A 19,910-nucleotide genomic window follows, 5' to 3' on the forward strand; every position below is an offset into this window, starting at 1 on the left:
AGCCGGGGTGTCCTGGCCGGGAGTCCTAACCGACGAGCGCGGAGCCCACGAAGGGGTCCACGGCGAGGGCGATGAAGAGCAGCGTCAGGTAGCTGATGGAGCCGTGGAAGACCTTCATGGCGCCCTTGTTGGACACATCGCCGCCCTGTGCGCGGGCGTAGAGGGCGTGCGACTCGTAGAGGAACCAGGCGCCCGCGGCGATCGCGGTGATGGTGTAGACCCAGCCGGCGCCGCCCACCGGGATCAGCAGCAGCGAGCACGCCACCATGGCCCAGGCGTAGAGCACCACTTGGACGGAGACCACCCGGGCGCCGGCGATCGCGCCGAGCATGGGAACGTTGGCGTTGCGGTAGTCCTCGCCGTAGCGCATGGACAGCGGCCAGTAGTGCGGCGGGGTCCAGAGGAAGATCACCATGAACAGCACGACGGCGGGCCACTGAACGGTGTTCGTCACCGCGGCCCAGGCGATCAGCACGGGGAAGCAGCCGGCGGCGCCGCCCCAGACGATGTTCTGCGCGGTCCGGCGCTTGAGGATCATGGTGTAAATCACCACGTAGAAGACGATGGCGCCCAGGCCCAGCCAGGCCGAGAGCGGGTTCGCGCCGAACCAGAGGATCACGATCGCCGCGGCGCCCAGCAGCCACGAGAAGACCAGCGCCTCGCGGGGGGTCACCTCGCCGGTGACCAGGGGGCGGTTCTCGGTCCGGTGCATCAGCTTGTCGATGTCCCGGTCGATGTAGCAGTTGAAGGACCCGGCGCTGCCGGCGGCGAAGGCGCCGCCCACCAGGGTGGCCAGGATCAGGCCCAGCGACGGGAAGCCGCGCTCGGCGTAGATCATGGTGGGGAGGGTGCTGACCAGCAGGAGCTCGATGACCCGCGGTTTCGTGAGCGCCAGGTAGGCCTTGGCCTTGCGGCGGAAGCCGATCCGGGCCTGGGGGACGCTCAGCGGCGTTTCTGTTGTGCTCACGGTGGCAGTCACTCTGTTCTGTCTGCTGTTCTGTCTGCTGGATCAGTCGGCCAGGCCCGCAGGGTCCCGGACCTAAGGAAAAGCCACGGACCGGACGGCGGCCGACGGTGCCCGGGCGGGGCTCGATTCCCGCCGGGAACCGCGCGGCGCGCAGGCCAAATAGCGCCCCTTCCGGAGCCTCCGACCATCATACCGTGGCGGCGCGCCGGTCCCCGACCCGCCCGCCGCCACCTCCGCCCCGGCCGGGCGGGAAGCGGCTCGAATTCAGCTACGCGGGAAACCCGTCCAAATCCCGACATATACGCCTCAGGGCCGCCGGAATGGGACTAAGCTGGCTGACAGATCGGCTCGCGCGGGCATACCGCCCCGGCGGCGTTCCACGCCCCAGCGCTTGCGACTGAGTGATAGATCAACGTTTCGATGGTGAACGGCTGGTACACCCACGCGGGCACCTCGTGTGCCCCGGCGGACGCCTCTCGAGGCCATGCCCCGTACCTCCGGCCGTCAGCACAGAGAGGGGCCCGGTTTACGTGCCACATTTGGAAGAGCAAGAACTGTCATGGACCAGCCTGGACCAGAAGGCCGTGGATACCATCCGGGTCCTGGCCGCGGACGCGGTGGAGAAGGTCGGCAACGGCCACCCGGGCACGGCCATGAGCCTGGCCCCGGCCGCGTACCTGCTCTTCCAGAAGCTGATGCGGCACGATCCGTCGGATCCGCAGTGGCTGGGCCGGGACCGGTTCATCCTCTCCCCCGGGCACACCTCCCTCACGCTGTACATCCAGCTCTTCCTCTCCGGCTATGGCCTGGAGCTGAAGGACCTTGAGGCGCTGCGGACCTGGGGTTCGCTGACCCCGGGCCACCCGGAGTACAAGCACACCAAGGGCGTGGAGATCACCACCGGCCCGCTGGGCCAGGGCCTGGCCTCCGCCGTCGGGTTCGCTTACTCCCAGCGACGCATGCGCGGCCTGTTCGACGCCGAGGCTCCCGCCGGCGAGAGCCCGTTCGACCACACCGTCTGGGTCATCGCCTCCGACGGCGACCTCCAGGAAGGCGTGACCTCCGAGGCATCGTCGCTGGCCGGACACCAGGAACTGGGCAACCTCGTGGTGATCTACGACGAGAACCACATCTCCATCGAGGACGACACGGACGTGGCGTTCACCGAGAATGTCCTGGCCCGCTACGAGGCCTACGGCTGGCACACCCAGCGCGTCGACTGGACCCGCACCGGAGAGTACAAGGAGGACGTGGCCGAACTCCACGCCGCCCTCCTCGCGGCCAAGGCCGAGACGAACAAGCCTTCCATCATCTCGCTGCGCACCATCATCGGCTGGCCCGCACCGAAGAAGCAGAACACCGGCAAGATCCACGGCTCCGCCCTCGGCGCCGACGAGGTCGCCGCCCTGAAGCAGGTCCTGGGCTTTGACCCGGAGAAGTCCTTCCAGGTGGACGAGGAGGTCCTGGCCCACACCCGCGCCGTGGCCGACCGCGGCGCCGTGGAGCGCAAGACCTGGCAGGAAGGCTTCGACGCCTGGCAGGCCGCCTACCCGGAGTCCGCCGCCCTGCTGCAGCGCGTCGAGTCCCAAACCCTGCCCGAGGACTTCGACGCCGCCCTGCCGGTGTTCGAGGCCGGCAAGGACGTCTCCACCCGTGCCGCGTCCGGCAAGGTGCTGAACGCGATCGGCCCGGTCATGCCCGAACTCTGGGGCGGCTCCGCCGACCTCGCCGAGTCGAACAACACCACGATCGAGGGCTCCCCTTCCTTCATTCCCGCGTCCCGCCAGACCGAGGCGTGGAAGGGCAACCCCTACGGCCGCGTCCTGCACTTCGGCATCCGCGAACACGCCGCCGCGTCGATCGTGAACGGCATCACCCTCGCCGGGCCCACCCGGGCGTTCTCGGGCACGTTCCTGATCTTCTCCGACTACCAGCGCCCCGCGATCCGGCTCGGCGCCCTGATGGGCGTGCCGTCCCTGTATGTCTGGACGCACGACTCGATCGGCCTCGGCGAGGACGGCCCCACCCACCAGCCGGTGGAGCAGCTGGCCTCCCTGCGCGCCATCCCGGGCCTGGACGTCGTCCGCCCCGGCGACGCCAACGAGGTCTCCGCGGCCTGGCAGGCGATGCTGACCAACCACGCCAACCCGGCCGGCATCGTGCTGACCCGGCAGAACATCCCCACCTGGGACCGTGGCACCGGTGAGGCAGAGGGTGACACCTTCGCCTCCACCGCCGGGGTCGCCAAGGGCGGCTACGTCCTGGCCGAAGCGTCCAAGGACGGCGCCACCGCCGAGGCGAAGGTCATCCTGATCGGCACCGGCTCCGAGGTCCAGCTGGCCGTTGCGGCCCGCGAGGCGCTGCAGGCCGAGGGCATCCCCACCCGTGTGGTCTCCATGCCCTGCGTCGAATGGTTCGAACGCCAGGACGCCGCCTACCGCGAATCCGTGCTGCCCGCCGCGGTCAAGGCCCGCGTCTCCGTCGAGGCCGGCCTGGCCCTGACCTGGCGGAGCTACGTCGGCGACGCCGGCCGGTCCGTCAGCCTGGAGCACTTCGGTGCCTCGGCCGACTACAAGCGCCTCTTCCAGGAGTTCGGGATCACCGCCGAAGCCGTCACCGCCGCCGCCAAGGAATCCCTGGCCGGCCTCACGGCCTAACACTCTTCATCCCCTGGGCCGCCGCCCACCGGCGGCGGCCCCAGATTTTTCAGGAGTAACCCATGAACACCACCCCCACCTCTACCCCCACGCAAATGCTGTCTGACGCCGGCGTCTCCATCTGGCTTGACGACCTCTCCCGCGGCCGCCTCACCACCGGCACCCTGCGCAAGCTCATCGAAGAGAAGAACGTCGTTGGCGTCACCACCAACCCGAGCATCTTCCAGGCCGCCATCACCTCCGGCCACGACTACGACGAGATCATCAAGGAAAAGGCCGCCGCCGGCGCGAACGTCGAGGACACGATCTTCTCGATCACCACCTCCGACGTCGCCGACGCCTGCGATCTCTTCGCCCCCGTCGCCGCGGCCACCCACGGCGTCGACGGCCGCGTCTCGATCGAGGTCGACCCGCGCCTGGCCTGGGACACCCAGGGCACCATCACCGAGGCCAAGGAACTCTACGAGCGGGTCAACAAGGACAACGTCCTGATCAAGATCCCCGCCACGCTTGAGGGCCTCGAGGCCATCACCGCAACGCTCGCCAGCGGCATCAGCGTCAACGTCACGCTGATCTTCTCCCTCGAGCGCTACCGCGCCGTGATCAACGCCTTCCAGAGCGGCCTCGAGCAGGCCAAGGAGAACGGCCACGACCTCTCCACGATCCACTCCGTGGCGTCCTTCTTCGTCTCCCGCGTCGACTCCGAGATCGACAAGCGCCTCGACGCGATCGGAACGGACGAGGCCAAGACACTCAAGGGCAAGGCCGGCCTAGCCAACGCCCGCCTGGCCTACCAGGTCTACCAGGAACTGTTCTCCACCGAACGCTGGGAACTCCTCGCCGACGCCGGGGCCCGCCCGCAGCGTCCGCTCTGGGCCTCCACCGGCGTGAAGGACCCCGCGTACCCGGACACCCTCTACGTCACCGAGCTCGTCGCCCCCGGCGTGGTGAACACCATGCCGGAGAAGACCCTGGACGCGACCTTCGACCACGCCGCCGTCACCGGCGACACCGTCACCCGCGGCTACGACGACGCCAACGCCACCCTCAACGCCCTCGATGAGCTGGGGATCTCCTACAACGAGGTCGTCGCCCAGCTCGAGTCCGAGGGCCTGGAGAAGTTTGTGGCAAGCTGGAAGGAACTGCTGGCCGACGTCGAGGGCGCCCTCGCCGCTGCACGGAAGGACGCCTAGTCCCCATGACCACTCTCAGCTACGACGCCGCGGGAGCAGCCCGCTCGGCCCACGAACACCACCTGCCCGCCCTGCTGGAGGACCGGGTCGCCACCCGGATCTTCGCCAAGGACCCCACGCTCTGGGGCGCCGACGCCGAATCCGAGGCGTCGGTCCGGCTCGGCTGGGTGGAGGCCGCCACGGTATCCCAGCCGCTGGTCCAGGACATCCTGGCCCTTCGTGACGAGCTCCACGCCGAGGGGGTGACGCGCATCGTCCTCTGCGGCATGGGCGGCTCCTCGCTGGCCCCCGAGGTCATCGCGGGCACCGCAGGCGTCGAGCTGACGGTCTTGGACAGCACCGACCCCGAACAGGTCTCCGCCGCCCTCGCGGACCGCCTGGCCGAGACCGCGATCGTGGTCTCCTCCAAGTCCGGCTCCACGCTGGAGACCGACTCGCAGCGCCGGATCTTCGAGCACGCCTTCACCGAGGCCGGCCTGGACGCCAAGAGCCGCATCATCATCGTCACGGATCCCGGCTCGCCGCTGGACAAGTCAGCCCGCGAGGCCGGCTACCGTGCGGTGTTCAACGCCGACCCCAACGTCGGCGGCCGCTACTCGGCACTGACCGCGTTCGGCCTGGTCCCCTCCGGCCTGGCCGGCGTCGACATCCAGGCGTTCCTGGACGAGGCCGAGGAGACCGCGGAGATCCTCAACGAGGACAGCGAGGACAACATCGGCCTGGCCCTCGGCGCCGCCCTGGGCGGCACCAGCCCGCTGCGGAACAAGATCGTCATCGCCGAGGACGGCTCCGGGATCAAGGGATTCGCCGACTGGGCCGAGCAGCTGATCGCCGAATCCACCGGCAAGCTGGGCACGGGCGTGCTCCCCGTCGTCGCCGGCCCTCACGCCCCGGAGGTCACCTCCGGCGCCGCCGACGTGCTCGTCGTCCGCCTCGTGGCGGCCGAGGCCGACGTCGAACTCTCCGGCGACCAGGCCGCCATCGCCGGCGGCCTCGCCGCCCAGATGATGACCTGGGAATTCGCCACCGCCGTCGCCGGCCGGCTGCTGGGCATCAACCCGTTCGACCAGCCCGACGTGGAGGCCGCCAAGGTGGCCGCGCGCGGCCTGCTGGACGCCCAGCCCGAACCGACGCCCGCCAACTTCACCGACGGCGCCATCGAGGTCCGCGGCGGGGAGTGGCTGGGCGGGGCCGGGACGGCCGCCGAGGCCGTCACCGCGCTGCTCGGCCAGCTCGGCGCCGACGGTTACCTCAGCGTCCAGGCCTACTTCGACCGGCTCAGCTACGCGCCGCTGGAGGGCGTCCGCGACGAGCTCGCCGCGGCCACCGGCCGGCCGGTGACCTTCGGCTGGGGCCCGCGCTTCCTGCACTCCACCGGTCAGTTCCACAAGGGCGGGCCCGCGATCGGCGTGTTCCTGCAGGTCACCGCGGCCTCCGCGACGGACCTGGCCATCCCGGACCGGCCGTTCAGCTTCGGCGAACTCATCTCCGCCCAGGCCGCCGGCGACGCCCAGGTACTCTCCGAGCACGGCCGTCCCGTCCTCCGCCTGCACTTGACCGACCGGGCCGCCGGCGTCGCCCAGCTGCAGCAGCTGGTCCGCTCGCTGCCCGGCGCGGCAGGCACCGGCCACTCCCCCTCGTCCACCGAAAGCTAAGGCACCAGACCAACCATGCCATCCACGCACAACGGCGGTCAGAAGGCCGCGGGCCGGGGGCGCAATCCGCTCCGCGACCCGCGGGACCGCCGACTCAACCGCATCGCCGGCCCCTCATCCCTGGTGCTCTTCGGCGTCACCGGTGACCTGGCCCGCAAGAAACTCATGCCGGCCGTGTACGACCTGGCCAACCGCGGACTGCTTCCGCCCAGCTTCGCCCTGGTGGGCTTCGCGCGGCGGCAGTGGGAGGACGAGGACTTCGCCGCCGAGGTGAAGGAATCGGTCAAGAGCTATGCCCGCACCCCGTTCGACGAGACCGTCTGGGAGCAGCTGTCCGAGGGCATCCGCTTCGTCCAGGGTGAATTCGACGACGACGAGGCGTTCGAACGGCTGAGCGACACGATCAACGAGCTCGACGAACGGCGCGGCACCCAGGGCAACCACGCCTTCTACCTCTCGATCCCGCCGAAGGCGTTCGAGCTGGTCTGCCGGCAGCTGTCCAAGCACGGCCTGGCCCAGGCCGAGGGCGACAAGTGGCGCCGCGTGGTGATCGAGAAGCCGTTCGGCCACGACCTGGAGTCCGCCCGGCAGCTCAACGACATCGTCGAGTCCGTTTTCCCGCCGGACGCCGTGTTCCGCATCGACCACTACCTCGGCAAGGAAACGGTCCAGAACATCCTGGCGCTGCGCTTCGCCAACCAGCTGTTCGAGCCGCTCTGGAACGCCAACTACGTCGACCACGTGCAGATCACCATGGCCGAGGACATCGGCACCGGCGGCCGCGCCGGCTACTACGACGGCGTGGGCGCGGCCCGCGACGTTATCCAGAACCACCTGCTGCAGCTGCTGGCACTGACGGCCATGGAGGAACCCATTTCCTTCAACGCCGACGACCTGCGCGCGGAGAAGGAAAAGGTCCTGGCCGCCGTCCGGCTGCCCGAGGACCTGTCCGGCCACTCGGCGCGCGGCCAGTTCGCCGGCGGCTGGCAGGGTGGCGAAGAGGTGCTCGGCTACCTGGAGGAAGAAGGCATCCCCAAGGACTCCAACACCGAGACGTTTGCCGCCATCCGGGTGGACATCAACACCCGCCGCTGGTCCGGGGTCCCGTTCTACCTGCGCGCCGGCAAGCGCCTGGGCCGCCGGGTGACCGAGATCGCCGTCGTCTTCAAGCGCGCCCCCAACCTGCTGTTCCGCGACCACGGCGAGGACACCTTCGGGCAGAACGCCGTCGTCATCCGCGTCCAGCCGGACGAGGGTGCGACCATCCGCTTCGGGTCCAAGGTTCCCGGCACGCAGATGGAAGTCCGCGACGTGACCATGGACTTCGGGTACGGCCACTCGTTCACCGAGTCCAGCCCGGAGGCCTACGAGCGGCTGATCCTGGACGTGCTCCTGGGTGAGCCGCCGCTCTTCCCGCGGCACCAGGAGGTGGAGCTGTCCTGGAAGATCCTCGACCCGTTCGAGGAACACTGGGCCGCCAAGAAGGAACAACCGGAGCCGTACGCGCCCGGCAGCTGGGGCCCCGCCTCCGCCGATGAACTGCTTGCCCGCGACGGGCGGACCTGGAGAAGGCCATGATCGTCAATCTTCCCGATACCACCACGTCCAAGATCTCCAAGGAGATCATGTCGCTGCGCGAACGCGGCGGGGTGATCGCCCTTGGCCGTGTGCTGACCCTGGTGGTGGTCACCAAGTCCGGCCTGGAGGAGGAAGCCATCCAGGCGGCCAACGAGGCCAGCCGGGAGCACCCCTGCCGGATCATCGTCCTCGCCGACGCCGGGGCCTCCGCCCCGACCCGCCTGGACGCCCAGATCCGGGTGGGCGGCGACGCCGGTGCCTCCGAGGTGATCGTGCTGCGCGGCTACGGCGAACTGGCCGAGGAGAGTGAGTCCCTGGTGGCCGCGCTCCTGCTGCCGGATGCGCCGATCGTGGCCTGGTGGCCGCACGGTGCCCCGCGTAACGCCTGCGAGACCTCCATCGGCCGGATCGCGCACCGCCGCATCACGGACTCGGCCAACGAGCCGGACCCGTACGCGGCGCTGGAGAACATCCGCAGCACCTACAAGGCCGGCGACACGGACCTGGCCTGGACCCGCCTGACCAACTGGCGGATCCAGCTGGCCGCCGTGCTGGACCAGGTGGATGCCTCCCCGGTGACCGCGGTCGCCGTCGAGGGCGCCTCCGACTCCCCCAGCACGCTGCTGCTCGCGGCGTGGCTGACGCTGGCACTGGACGCCCCGGTGACGATCGTCGCCGACCCGGCAGGCACCGGTATCCGCCGGGTGCGGCTCTGCCGGACCGGCGGGGACGTGCAGTTGTTCCGGCCCGGCCTGGATGTGGCCGAGCTGAGCCAGCCGGGCCAGCCTGTGCAGCGGATCTCGTTGCCGCGGCGCAGCCTCAAGGACTGCCTGGCCGAGGAGCTCCGGCGCCTGGACCCGGACGAGGTCTTCGGCGAAGTGATTACCATTGGACTGCCGCGTACCAACCTAAGGAGTGTCCGTCCCAGTGAGCGTTGAGCCCAGAGTTAGCATCCACCCCGACTCCAAGGTCCTGATGGCGGCGATCGCCGCCCGGCTGATCACCAAACTGGTGGACATCCAGGACAAGCACGGCGAGGCCACGGTGGTCCTGACCGGCGGCACCATGGGCATCGGATCGCTCAAGGCCGTGGCCGAATCCCCCGCGGTCCGCGCGGTGGACTGGTCCAAGGTCAACTTCTGGTGGGGCGACGAGCGCTTCGTCGGCCGCGACGACGCCGACCGGAACGCCCGCCAGGCGCAGGACGCCCTGCTCGCGCACATCGACGTGGACCCCGCCCGGGTGCACGTCCCGGGGTCCTCGGACGAATTCGACACCCCGGAGGAGGCGGCCGCGGACTACGCGCGCCGGCTGGCCGAGGCCGCCGCCGCGGAACACGCGGCGGACATGTCCGATGATCGTCCCGAAGAGCCGGGCAGCCTCCCGCGGCTGGACATCGTTCTTCTCGGCGTCGGCCCGGACGCCCACGTGGCCTCGCTGTTCCCCGAGCAGGCGGGCATCCGGGAGAAGCAGCTGACGGTGGTGGGGGTCCGCAACTCCCCCAAGCCGCCGCCGCTGCGCGTCTCGCTGACGATGCCGACCATTAATACCGCCGATGAGGTGTGGATGGTGGTGGCCGGTGACGACAAGGCGGGAGCCGTGGGCCTGGCCCTGGCCGGCGCCAACCCCGTCCAGGTCCCGGCGGCGGGACCGCGCGGACGGCTGGAGACGCTCTGGCTGATCGACGAGGAGGCGGCCTCACGCGTCCCGGAGCAGCTGGTCCGGAAGAGCGCGTCGGGCGCGTAGTTTTTCCAGCGCTCCGGCCAGGACGTCTTCGGCGTCCTGGCTGGAGCGCCGCTCTTTAACGTATTCGAGGTGGGTCTTGTAGCTGTCCCCCGGCTCGTCCTCGAGGGCGAAGCGCGCCTCGTCCCGCGTGGCCGGGCAGCCGCAGCGGCGGCAGTCCCAGACTCCCGGGATCTGGTCCTCGGGGAGCCGGGCGAAGACGACGGATGTCTCGTGGCCCTTTGCGCAGCGGAAGCACACGCTGACCCGGGGCGGGGTGGCGCCGCCGTCGAACGGCTCGTGGCGGGTGGATGCGCCGGCGACCGCGCCGACGCGGATACCCCTGAAACCTGTCGCAGAATGCAGCATCGGGAACTCCTGGCTACTGTCATGGTCCGTTGGCGGTTGCCAGCGACAGTGTAAGCAGGAAGTTCCCGATGCGGTCAGGGCCGGAGGGCCCGTATGAAATTATCAGCGCGGGCCCCCTTGAGGGGGTCCGCGGGCGGCGCTAGGAGTCGGCGCCGGTGCTGAAGCGCATCAGCAGGCCGAGGGCGATGATGACCACGCCCCAGGTGACGCCGAGGACGATCGTGAACCGGTTCAAGTTCCGCTCGGCCACGCCGGAGGAGCTGAGCCCGGAGCTCATGCCGCCGCCGAACATGTCGGACAGACCGCCGCCGCGACCCTTGTGCAGCAGGATGAGCAGGGTCAGCAGGAGGCTGGTGATACCCAGCAGCACCTGCAGGATGACATGAAGAACGTCCACGACGGCCTTTCGAAAGAGGGGATTGCGGGAACCGGTGCCTGCGGCGGACTACTCCGCCGTGAGGTGGCTCTCGAACCTGACAATATTAGCAAACTCGGCCGCGTCCAGGCTGGCACCGCCTACCAGCAGCCCGTCCACGTCGCGTTCCTTCAGGATAGCGGCAGCGTTGTTGGCCTTCACGGAACCGCCGTAGAGCAGGCGCGTCTTCGCGGCCACGGAACCGTCGAAGAGCTTTTCGAGCTCGGCGCGGATCGCGGCGCACATTTCCTGCGCGTCCTCCGGTCCGGCGACCTCGCCGGTGCCGATGGCCCAGACGGGCTCGTAGGCCACGACCAGTTCGGCGGCCTGCTCTGCGGTGAGGCCCTCGACGCCGGCGCGGAGCTGGGCCAGGGTGTGCTCGACGTGGGTACCGGCCTGGCGGACCTCGAGGCCTTCGCCGACGCACAGCACCGGGGTGAGGCCGTGGCTGAAGGCGGCCTTGGTCTTGGCGTTGAGGACCTCGTCGGTCTCCTGGTGGATGGTGCGGCGTTCGCTGTGGCCGACGAGGACGTAGCTGCAGCCCAGCTTGGCGAGGAACGCACCGGAGATGTCACCGGTGTAGGCGCCGGAGTCGAACTGGCTCAGGTCCTGGCCGCCGTAGGCCACCTGCAGGTCGTCGCCCTGGACCAGGGTCTGGACGCCGCGGAGGTCGGTGAACGGCGGGAAGACGGCCACCTCCACGCGATTGTAGTCGTGCTTGGCGTCCGAGAGCGTCCAGGCGAGCTTCTGCAGCAGGGTGATGCCCTGGACATGGTCCATGTTCATCTTCCAGTTGCCCGCGATGAAGGGCTTCCGGTCGAACTTGCCGTTGGTTGACGTGGTCACGAGGTCTCCAAAAGTCGTTGCGGTGAAAAAGGGGCCGGCCGGGCACCCGTGGGCGCCCGGCCGGCCGGAAGGGTCTAGCGGTCCAGCACGCTCAGGCCGGGGAGGTCCTTGCCTTCGAGGTACTCGAGGCTGGCGCCGCCGCCGGTGGATATGTGCCCGAACTGGTCGTCGGCGAAGCCGAGGGTCCGGACCGCGGCGGCGGAGTCGCCGCCGCCCACCACGGTGAAGGCACCGGTCTTCGTCAGCGCTTCGGCGACGGCACGGGTGCCGTCGGCGAAGGCCGGGAATTCGAAGACGCCCATAGGGCCGTTCCAGAAGACGGTCTTCGCCTCGGCGATCTTCGCGGCAAAGGCTGCAGCGGAGTCGGGTCCGATGTCCAGGCCGATGCCGGAGGTGCCGAAGCGGCTCTCCTCGATCGCGTCCGCCTGCACGGTCTCGTGCTCGGCGTCGGCGGCGAACTTGCCGGCCACGACGACGTCGGTGGGGATGACGAAGGTGGTGCCGGCGTCGGCCGCGCGCTCCAGGTAGTCCTGGACGACGGGGATCTGGTCCTCTTCGAGCAGGCTGCCGGCGACCTTGTGGCCTGCGGCCGCGAGGAAGGTGAACAGCATGCCGCCGCCCACCAGGATGGTGTCGGCCTTGCCGATGAGGTTCTCAATCACGGCGAGCTTGTCCGAGACCTTGGAACCGCCGAGGACCACCACGTAGGGCCGCTGGGTATCCGTGGTGAGCCTCCGCAGCACCTCGACCTCGGTCCGGACCAGGTCGCCCTGGTAGGACGGCAGGCGGGTGGCGACGTCGTAGACGCTGGCGTGTTTGCGGTGCACGGCGCCGAAGGCGTCGTCCACGAAGGCGCCGTTGCCGCCGGTGAGGGCGACCAGCTCGTCCGCGAAGGCGCCGCGTTCGGCGTCGTCCTTGGAGGTCTCCCGCGCGTCGAAGCGCACGTTCTCGAGCACCAGCGCCGCGCCGTCGGACAGCCCGGCGGCGGCCGCCGTGGCGGACTCCCCCACGGTGTCGTCGGCGAGGGCCACGGGGAAGGAGGCGAGCTCGGCCAGGCGTGCGACGGCGGGCTTGAGCGAGTACTTCTCCTCCGGGGCGCCCTTGGGGCGGCCCAGGTGCGCCGTGACCAGCAAGCGCGCACCGGCGTCGGTGAGCTTCGTGAGGACCGGCAGGGAGGCCTTGATCCGGCCGTCATCAGTCACTGTAGAGCCGTCGAGCGGCACGTTCAGGTCACATCGGACCAGAACGTACCGCCCGCGGACACCTTCAGCGATCAGTTCGTCGAGGGTGTGGAATGTCATGGCTCTTACCCTAGCCCAGCTTGGATGCGACGAGCTCCGTGAGGTCGACGAGGCGGTTGGAGTAGCCCCATTCGTTGTCGTACCAGGACACAACCTTGACCTGGTTGCCGATGACCTTGGTCAGGCCGGAGTCGAAGATGGACGAGGCCGGGTCACCGACGATGTCGGAGGAGACGATCGGCTCGTCGGTGTAGGTCAGCAGGCCCTTGAGTTCCGGGGTCTCGGAGGCGGCCTTGAGGGCGGCGTTGACTTCCTCGACGGTGGTCTCGCGGGAGACGGTGACGGTCAGGTCGGTGGCGGAGCCGGTGGGGACGGGAACGCGGATGGCGTAGCCGTCCAGCTTGCCCTTGAGCTCCGGGAGGACCAGGCCGATGGCCTTGGCGGCACCGGTGGAGGTGGGGACCATGTTGATGGCTGCGGCGCGGGCGCGGCGCAGGTCCTTGTGCGGGCCGTCCTGCAGGTTCTGGTCGGCGGTATAGGCGTGCACGGTGGTCATCAGGCCACGCTCGATGCCGAAGGCGTCGTTGACGACCTTGGCCAGCGGGCCGAGGCAGTTGGTGGTGCAGGAGGCGTTGGAGATGATGTGGTGCGCATCGTTGTCGTACAGGCCGTCGTTGACGCCCATGACGATGGTGATGTCCTCGTCCGAGGCGGGTGCGGAGATCAGGACCTTCTTGGCGCCGGCGTCGATGTGCTTCTTGGCGTCGGCGGCCTTGGTGAAGAAACCCGTGGATTCGATCACGATGTCCACGCCGAGCTCGCCCCAGGGCAGGTTCGCGGGATCGCGCTCGGCCAGGACCTTGATGGTCTTGCCGTCGACGACGATGTTGCCGTCCTTGACCTCGATCGACTGGGCTAGTCGGCCGCCGACGGAGTCGTACTTGAAGAGGTGGGCCAGGGCTTCCGGGCTGGTGAGGTCGTTGACGGCAACGATCTCGAGGTCGGCGCCCTGTGCGAGGGCGGCGCGGAAGTAGTTGCGGCCAATGCGGCCGAAGCCGTTGATACCAATACGTGTCGTCACGTTTTCAGTCTCCTTGGTGCTCTCTCAAGCACGATTAGTTGAGTAGGCGTTCAAGCCAACTAACAGATCCCGCACGCCATTGGGCAGAGATGATTACCAGATCGGAGGGCGACCAGCCACGTTGCTGAAGGCTAACCGCCTTCCGTGATCCATCTTACGTTTAAGGTGGCCCGCCCCTGCAACAAAAGGGGCGGGCCGTCCGTGATTCGGCCCTTTGCGCAACAAAATGTGAGGTTTGTTACACGCGGGTTTCCGTCGGAGGTCCGACTAGAGGGTGATGAGGCCGGTCGCGTTGCTGCGGGCGGCGTCGAAACGCTTGGCGACGTCGGCCCAATTCACGATGTTCCAGAACGCCTTGACGTAGTCGGCCTTGACGTTGACGTAGTCCAGGTAGAAGGCGTGCTCCCACATGTCCAGCATCAGCAGCGGGGTGGTGCCGAGAGCCACGTTGCCCTGCTGATCGTAGAGCTGCTCGATGACCAGGTTGCCGCCGATCGGCTCGTAGGCCAGGAAGCCCCAGCCGGAGCCCTGCAGGCCCAGCGCCGCGGCGCTGAACTGGGCGCGGAAGGCGTCGAAGGAACCGAACGCGTCGTCGATCGCAGCGGCCAGCTCGCCCTCGGGCTTGTCGCCGCCGTCCGGGGAGAGGTTCTTCCAGAACACGGAGTGGTTGATGTGGCCGCCGGTGTGGAACGCAAGATCCTTGGAGAGGCGGTTGATGTTGGCGAAGTCGCCCTTTTCGCGGGCCTCGGCCAGCTGGGCCAGCGCGTTGTTGGCGCCGGCGACGTAGGTGGCGTGGTGCTTGCTGTGGTGCAGCTCCATGATCTTCGCGGAGATATGGGGCTCCAGCGCGGCGTAGTCATAGTCGAGCTCTGGCAGTACGTACTCGGTCACAAAATCCTCCAATGTCGTGGACCCGACGGTCCGGTTTTGCTAACTCTCGGATTGTGCCTCCGGATGCTTGGACATCCGGAAGATTGTGGGTGGACCCGTTGGGCATAGCCTCCGCTGGCGGCGAGGTATTCCCGTGCCCTGGATCCGATTCTGTCGCTGATCCGCGGGTGCCGCTACTCGTCCAGCATCTCGGGGGTCACGTTGGCCTCGGTGCCCGGGACGCCGAGGTCCTGGGCCCGCTTGTCCGCCATGGCCAGGAGGCGGCGGATGCGGCCCGCGATTGCGTCCTTGGTCATCACCGGGTCAGCCAGGCGGCCCAGCTCGTCCAGGCTGGCCTGCTTGTGCGCCACGCGGAGTTCGCCGGCGTACTTCAGGTGGTCCGGGACGTCGTCGCCAAGGATCTCCAGGGCACGGTCCACGCGGGCGCCGGCGGCGACGGCGGCCTGGGCGGAGCGGCGCAGGTTGGCGTCGTCGAAGTTGGCCAGGCGGTTGGCGGTGGCGCGGACTTCCTTGCGCATCCGGCGTTCCTCCCAGACCATGAGCGCGTCGTGCGCGCCCATCCGGGTCAGCAGCGCGGCGATGGTGTCGCCGTCGCGGATCACCACGCGGTCCACTCCCCTGACCTCGCGGGCCTTGGCCTGGATACCGAGCCGGCGGGCGGCGCCGACCAGGGCCAGCGCCGATTCGGGGCCGGGGCAGGTGACCTCGAGCGCCGAGGAGCGGCCCGGTTCGGTGAGCGAGCCGTGGGCCAGGAACGCGCCGCGCCAGACGGCCTCGGCGTCGGCGGCGGAGCCGTTGACGACAACGGAGGGCAGGCCGCGGACGGGACGGCCGCGGGCGTCCAGCAGGCCGGTCTGGCGGGCCAGCGCCTCACCGTCACGCACCACGCGGACTATGTAGCGGCTTCCGCGGCGCAGGCCGCCGCCGGAGACGACGATGATCTCGCTCTGGTGGCCGTAGACTTCGGCGATCGCGGCGCGGAGCCGGCGGGCGGTGGACGCCAGGTCCACCTCCGCCTCGATCACGATCCGGCCGGAGATGATGTGCAGGCCGCCCGCGAAGCGCAGCATGGCGGAGACCTCGGCCTTGCGGACCGAGGATTTCTTGATGTCCAGCCGGGAAAGTTCTTCCTTGACCGATGCTGTCAGTGCCATGGCACCTTCCTACCTGTTTCCAAAAATGTCGTGGTACGCCGTCGCTAGGCGCAGCGGATCATGCACGGGCCGGCGGCTCGACGCCCTAACCTTACCCAAGACCACCTCGGCCCCGAGCATCGCGGCCGCCCGTTCGAAGTCGGCGACGTCCGGCACGGAGGCAGGGTCGGCGAGAACGACGTCGACGGTGAAGTCGGGCGCGTAGTCCCGCAGCACCCGGAGGTGGTCCGCGGCGGACATGCCGGCGGTTTCCTTGGTGTTGGTTGCCAGGTTCATGGTCAGGCAGCGCCGGGCCTCGGTGTTGCAGAGCGCGGTGCGCATCTCCGGCAGCAGCAGGTGCGGCAGCACGGAGGTGTACCAGGACCCGGGGCCCAGGACCACCCAGTCCGCGAGCTCGATCGCGGTGAGCGCCTCGACGCAGGCGGGGGCCGCCTCCGGCAGCAGCCTCACGGCCTCGAGGGTGCCGGCGACGGCGCAGCGGGCCTGGCCGCGGATGGTTTCCAGGACGGGGGTGCCGTCCGGTCCCGGGACCCGGGCCTGGCCCTCGATGGTCAGCGGGGTGGTGGACATCGGCAGCACCTGGCCGCGGGCGCCGAGCAGGGCCCCGGCCCACTGCAGCCCGGCGACCGTGTCGCCGAGGAGTTCCCAGAGGGTCACGATCAGCAGGTTGCCCATGGCGTGTTCGTCGAGCGAGCCGCCCGTGCCGCGGCCGGGCTTGAAGCGGTGCTGCATGACGTCGCGCCAGGTCCGGCCCCAGTCGGTGTCATCGCACAGGGCGGAGAGCGCCATCCGCAAGTCTCCGGGGGGCAGCACGCCGTACTCCTCGCGCAGCCGCCCGGAGGAGCCGCCGTCGTCCGCGACCGTGACGATCGCGGTGAGTTCGGAGGTCAGCAGGCGCAGCGCGGAGAGCGAGGCGGCCAGCCCGTGGCCGCCGCCGAGCGCGACGACCGAGGGGCCCTTGTCCTGCTGGCCGGCGGAGGCGGCGCTGGCGGCCGGGACCAGGGGCAGGGGGCCGGTGAGGAGCGCCATTATTCGCGGCCCAGATCCCGGTGGGTCGTGGTGACCGTGACCCGGGGGTACTGGGCCAGCCGGCGGGAAAGTTCGACGGCAACGGCGACGGAGCGGTGCTTGCCGCCGGTGCAACCGACGGCGATCGTGGCGTAGTGCTTGTTCTCGCGCCGGTAGCCGTCCAGGACCGGTTCCAGGGCCAGCACGTAGCGTTCCACGAAGTTGCTGACGCCCTCGGCTTCCAGCACGTAGTCGCTGACGTCCTTGTCCAGCCCGGTGTGCGGGCGCAGCTGCGGGACCCAGTGCGGGTTGGGGATGAAGCGGGCGTCGGCGACGAAGTTCGCGTCCACCGGCAGCCCGTACTTGAAGCCGAAGCTCATGACGTTCAGGCGCAGCGCCACGGGGCCGGTCTCGCTGAAGAGTTCGGTGATGGCGGTGGCGAGGCCATGGACATTCAGCGGGGAGGTGTCCAGGACGATGTCGGAGGACTCGCGCAGTTCGCGGAGCAGTTCCCGTTCGGCGGCAATGCCGTCGAGGATCCGGCCGCCGCCCTGCAGCGGGTGCGGCCTGCGGCCCTGTTCGAAGCGGCGGACCAGGACGTCGTCGCTGGCGTCGAGGAACAGCACGCGGAAGGTCACGCCGCTGGCCTCGAGGTTGCGCAGCGCGGCGCGGATGTCCGCGAACAGGTCCTTGCTGCGGACGTCGACCACGACGGCGAGCTTGGAGATGGACCCCGGGGCGTGCGAGACCAGCTCCGCGAGGGTTCCGAGCATCTGCGGCGGAAGGTTCTCCACCACGTACCAGCCATGGTCCTCAAGCGCGTCGGAGGCGGTGCTGCGCCCGGCGCCGGACATGCCGGTGACCACCAGCAGCTCCGCCTCGACGGGTTTCACCGGGGTCAGGTCGTCCTCTGCTCCGGTTCCCGCAGGTGACTCTGTCATCGGTCGTGCCCCATCTCTGCTGTCTGCTCTGCCGTCGGCACGGCGCGCGGGGCAAGTGCTGCCGGCCGCGCGTCGTGCATCAGCCTCTAACCCTAGCCAAGTTTGCCGGTGCGGGCTAAGTTTCCAGGATTTCGCCGGTCGTCATGTTGATCGCGGGCGCGGCGGGTTCGTCCCCGCCGTCGCCGGCGTCGAAATGCTTCACGATCGCGGCGGCCAGCGCGGGGCCGATGCCCTTGGCCGCGGTGAGCTCCTCGACGCTGGCGGCCTTGATGCTCTTGACCGAGCCGAACTGGTTCAGCAGGGCCTTGCGCTTGGATTCGCCGAGGCCGGGCACGCCGTCGAGCACGGAGACGGTCATGGCCTTGCCGCGCTTTTGCCGGTGGAAGGTGATGGCGAAGCGGTGGGCCTCGTCGCGGATCCGCTGCAGCAGGTAGAGCCCGGCGGAGGCGCGGGGCAGGATGACCGGGAAGTCGCTGTCCGGCAGCCACACCTCTTCGAGCCGCTTGGCCAGGCCCACCACATAGACGTCATGGATGCCGAGGTCGGCGAGGGCCTTGGCGGCGGCGTTCACCTGGGGCTTGCCGCCGTCGACGACGACGAGGTTGGGCGGGTAGGCGAACTTCGCCTTGGGCGCCGGCGTCGTGGTGTCGGTGACCGGGCCGGAGCCGGTGGTGGTTGAAGGGGCTCCGGCGGACGGGGCACCGGCGGCGGGGGCGACGGCGGCGGCCTGGGCGGCCGCCAGCGGACCGGCGCCGGGCTCCACGTCCGAGCCGGGGGTGGCGGCCTGCTCCTGCAGGTAGTTGCGGAAGCGGCGGGTCAGGACGTCGTGCATGGCCGCGGTGTCGTCGTTGGCGGCGGGGCCGGTGACGGAGAACTTGCGGTAGTCCGACTTCTTCGGCAGGCCGTCCTCGACCACCACCATGGAGCCGACCACGTTGGTGCCCTGGACGTGCGAGATGTCAAAGCATTCGATCCGCAGCAGCGCCACCGGCAGGTCCAGCGCCTCCTGGAGTTCGTTCAGCGCCTGGGACCGCATGGTCAGGTCGCCGGCGCGGCGGGACTTGTGCAGCTTGAGGGCGTGTTCGGCGTTGTCCCGGACTGTGGAGAGCAGCGTGGCCTTGTCCCCGCGCTGCGGAACCCGGATGTCCACCCGGGCGCCGCGCAGTCCGCTGAGCCACTGCGCGAGCTCCTCGGCGTTGCTGGGTTCGGCGGGGACCAGGACCTCACGCGGGAGCCGGCCTTGGACTTCGCCCTCCGCGCCGTAGACCTGCTGCAGGAGGTGTTCGACGAGGTCCGGGGTGGTGGAGTCCTCCACTTTTTCCACTACCCAGCCGCGCTGGCCGCGGATCCGGCCGCCGCGGACGTGGAAGACCTGAACCGCCGCCTCCAGTTCGTCCTCGTAGAGGGCGAAGACGTCGGCGTCGGTGTCCTCGGCGAGGACGACGGCGTTGCGTTCGAAGACCTTTTTCAGGGCGACGATGTCGTCGCGCACCCGGGCCGCCAGCTCGTAGTCCAGTTCGGCCACCGCGGCGGCCATGTCCTTTTCCAGCCGGGAGACGAAGCGCTTGGCCTCGCCGCCCATGAAGGCGCAGAAGTCCTCGGCCAGGACCCGGTGGTCCTCCGGGGAGATGCGGCCGACGCAGGGCGCGGAACACTTGTCGATGTAGCCGAGCAGGCAGGGCCGGCCGCTGGCCTCGGCGCGTTTGAACACCCCGGGGCTGCAGCTGCGGACCGGGAAGACGCGCAGCAGCGTGTCCATGGTGTCGCGGATGGCGCCGGCCGTGTACGGGCCGAAGTAGCGGGTGCCCTTGCGCCGGTCGCCGCGCATCACCTGCACGCGCGGGTACTTTTCCGACATGGTGACCGCGAGGTAGGGGTAGCTCTTGTCGTCGCGGAACATGACGTTGAACCGCGGCTTGAATTCCTTGATCCAGGTGTATTCGAGCTGCAAGGATTCCAGTTCGCTGCCGACCACCGTCCACTCCACGCTACTGGCGGTGTGCACCATGGCGTGGGTCTTGGGCAGCAGGCCCGCGGGGTTGGCGAAGTACGAGTTCAGCCGGGAGCGGAGGTTCTTGGCCTTGCCGACGTAGATGACCCGGCCGTGCGGGTCCCGGAAACGGTAGACGCCCGGATTGGTGGGGATTTCCCCGGTCTTGGGGCGGTAACTCGCTGGATGTGCCACTAGTTCA

General features: G+C 69.4%; 17 protein-coding genes. 6 read left to right on the forward strand and 11 right to left on the reverse strand.

Features of this window, described 5'->3' with window-relative positions:
- Positions 1–25 precede the first annotated feature (25 nt).
- The gene (locus tag ABC337_RS17370; protein WP_412882910.1) at positions 26–979 is read right to left on the reverse strand and encodes a heme o synthase; all 954 of its coding nucleotides are present in this window, start codon (positions 977–979) and stop codon (positions 26–28) included.
- 527 nt (positions 980–1,506) lie between these two features.
- On the opposite strand from ABC337_RS17370, the gene tkt reads away from it, so the two are divergent.
- From tkt to pgl, 6 genes are all read left to right on the forward strand, one after another.
- On the forward strand, positions 1,507–3,624 hold the full coding sequence (tkt, locus tag ABC337_RS17375; RefSeq protein ID WP_412882909.1) for a transketolase: 2,118 nt from the start codon (positions 1,507–1,509) through the stop codon (positions 3,622–3,624).
- Positions 3,625–3,686: 62 nt separating this feature from the next.
- On the forward strand, positions 3,687–4,817 hold the full coding sequence (gene tal / locus ABC337_RS17380; RefSeq protein ID WP_412882908.1) for a transaldolase: 1,131 nt from the start codon (positions 3,687–3,689) through the stop codon (positions 4,815–4,817).
- Between the two features lie 5 nt (positions 4,818–4,822).
- The gene (locus ABC337_RS17385; RefSeq protein WP_412882907.1) at positions 4,823–6,472 is read left to right on the forward strand and encodes a glucose-6-phosphate isomerase; all 1,650 of its coding nucleotides are present in this window, start codon (positions 4,823–4,825) and stop codon (positions 6,470–6,472) included.
- A gap of 15 nt (positions 6,473–6,487) precedes the next feature.
- The gene (gene zwf, locus ABC337_RS17390; RefSeq protein ID WP_412882906.1) at positions 6,488–8,050 is read left to right on the forward strand and encodes a glucose-6-phosphate dehydrogenase; all 1,563 of its coding nucleotides are present in this window, start codon (positions 6,488–6,490) and stop codon (positions 8,048–8,050) included.
- Positions 8,047–8,988, forward strand: a complete 942-nt coding sequence (locus ABC337_RS17395; protein WP_290257916.1) for a glucose-6-phosphate dehydrogenase assembly protein OpcA — start codon at positions 8,047–8,049, stop codon at positions 8,986–8,988. Before zwf ends, ABC337_RS17395 begins: the two co-directional genes overlap by 4 nt.
- On the forward strand, positions 8,978–9,796 hold the full coding sequence (gene pgl / locus ABC337_RS17400) for a 6-phosphogluconolactonase (protein WP_412882905.1): 819 nt from the start codon (positions 8,978–8,980) through the stop codon (positions 9,794–9,796). The genes ABC337_RS17395 and pgl overlap by 11 nt, the downstream gene beginning before the upstream one ends.
- Here pgl and ABC337_RS17405 read toward each other — a convergent pair.
- The 10 genes from ABC337_RS17405 to uvrC form a co-directional block, all read right to left on the reverse strand.
- On the reverse strand, positions 9,749–10,141 hold the full coding sequence (locus ABC337_RS17405; protein ID WP_412882904.1) for an RNA polymerase-binding protein RbpA: 393 nt from the start codon (positions 10,139–10,141) through the stop codon (positions 9,749–9,751). The genes pgl and ABC337_RS17405 overlap by 48 nt on opposite strands.
- A gap of 139 nt (positions 10,142–10,280) precedes the next feature.
- The gene (secG, locus tag ABC337_RS17410; protein ID WP_290257919.1) at positions 10,281–10,538 is read right to left on the reverse strand and encodes a preprotein translocase subunit SecG; all 258 of its coding nucleotides are present in this window, start codon (positions 10,536–10,538) and stop codon (positions 10,281–10,283) included.
- A 48-nt stretch (positions 10,539–10,586) separates the two neighbouring features.
- Positions 10,587–11,402, reverse strand: coding sequence for a triose-phosphate isomerase (gene tpiA / locus ABC337_RS17415; protein WP_290257920.1), 816 nt, complete (start codon positions 11,400–11,402; stop codon positions 10,587–10,589).
- Positions 11,403–11,476: 74 nt separating this feature from the next.
- Entirely contained in the window at positions 11,477–12,703 is a 1,227-nt protein-coding gene (locus tag ABC337_RS17420; RefSeq protein WP_412882903.1) for a phosphoglycerate kinase, read from the reverse strand.
- A gap of 10 nt (positions 12,704–12,713) precedes the next feature.
- Positions 12,714–13,724 carry a type I glyceraldehyde-3-phosphate dehydrogenase gene (gene gap, locus ABC337_RS17425; RefSeq protein WP_412882902.1) on the reverse strand — a complete coding sequence of 337 codons (1,011 nt, stop codon included), beginning with the start codon at positions 13,722–13,724 and terminating at the stop codon, positions 12,714–12,716.
- 267 nt (positions 13,725–13,991) lie between these two features.
- Positions 13,992–14,615, reverse strand: coding sequence for a superoxide dismutase (locus tag ABC337_RS17430; RefSeq protein ID WP_364137436.1), 624 nt, complete (start codon positions 14,613–14,615; stop codon positions 13,992–13,994).
- Between the two features lie 173 nt (positions 14,616–14,788).
- Positions 14,789–15,769 carry a DNA-binding protein WhiA gene (gene whiA, locus ABC337_RS17435; protein ID WP_412882901.1) on the reverse strand — a complete coding sequence of 327 codons (981 nt, stop codon included), beginning with the start codon at positions 15,767–15,769 and terminating at the stop codon, positions 14,789–14,791.
- A gap of 9 nt (positions 15,770–15,778) precedes the next feature.
- A complete protein-coding gene (locus ABC337_RS17440; protein ID WP_412882900.1) occupies positions 15,779–16,798 on the reverse strand; it encodes a gluconeogenesis factor YvcK family protein in 1,020 nt (339 codons plus the stop codon).
- A complete protein-coding gene (gene rapZ / locus ABC337_RS17445; RefSeq protein ID WP_412882899.1) occupies positions 16,798–17,718 on the reverse strand; it encodes an RNase adapter RapZ in 921 nt (306 codons plus the stop codon). Before rapZ ends, ABC337_RS17440 begins: the two co-directional genes overlap by 1 nt.
- 115 nt (positions 17,719–17,833) lie before the next feature.
- Positions 17,834–19,903: an excinuclease ABC subunit UvrC gene (gene uvrC / locus ABC337_RS17450; RefSeq protein ID WP_412882898.1), complete on the reverse strand. Its 2,070-nt coding sequence runs from the start codon at positions 19,901–19,903 to the stop codon at positions 17,834–17,836.
- Positions 19,904–19,910 lie beyond the last annotated feature (7 nt).

Source organism: Arthrobacter phoenicis (genome assembly GCF_047238215.1).
GTDB lineage: Bacteria > Actinomycetota > Actinomycetes > Actinomycetales > Micrococcaceae > Arthrobacter.

Coding starts and splice junctions, on each gene's coding strand:
- tal (WP_412882908.1), top strand. CDS start 3,687: ATGAACACCACCCCCACCTCTACCCCCACGCAAATGCTGTCTGACGCC.
- ABC337_RS17440 (WP_412882900.1), bottom strand. CDS start 16,798: ATGGCGCTCCTCACCGGCCCCCTGCCCCTGGTCCCGGCCGCCAGCGCC.
- ABC337_RS17385 (WP_412882907.1), top strand. CDS start 4,823: ATGACCACTCTCAGCTACGACGCCGCGGGAGCAGCCCGCTCGGCCCAC.
- zwf (WP_412882906.1), top strand. CDS start 6,488: ATGCCATCCACGCACAACGGCGGTCAGAAGGCCGCGGGCCGGGGGCGC.
- rapZ (WP_412882899.1), bottom strand. CDS start 17,718: ATGACAGAGTCACCTGCGGGAACCGGAGCAGAGGACGACCTGACCCCG.
- ABC337_RS17405 (WP_412882904.1), bottom strand. CDS start 10,141: ATGCTGCATTCTGCGACAGGTTTCAGGGGTATCCGCGTCGGCGCGGTC.
- ABC337_RS17395 (WP_290257916.1), top strand. CDS start 8,047: ATGATCGTCAATCTTCCCGATACCACCACGTCCAAGATCTCCAAGGAG.
- ABC337_RS17420 (WP_412882903.1), bottom strand. CDS start 12,703: ATGACATTCCACACCCTCGACGAACTGATCGCTGAAGGTGTCCGCGGG.
- whiA (WP_412882901.1), bottom strand. CDS start 15,769: ATGGCACTGACAGCATCGGTCAAGGAAGAACTTTCCCGGCTGGACATC.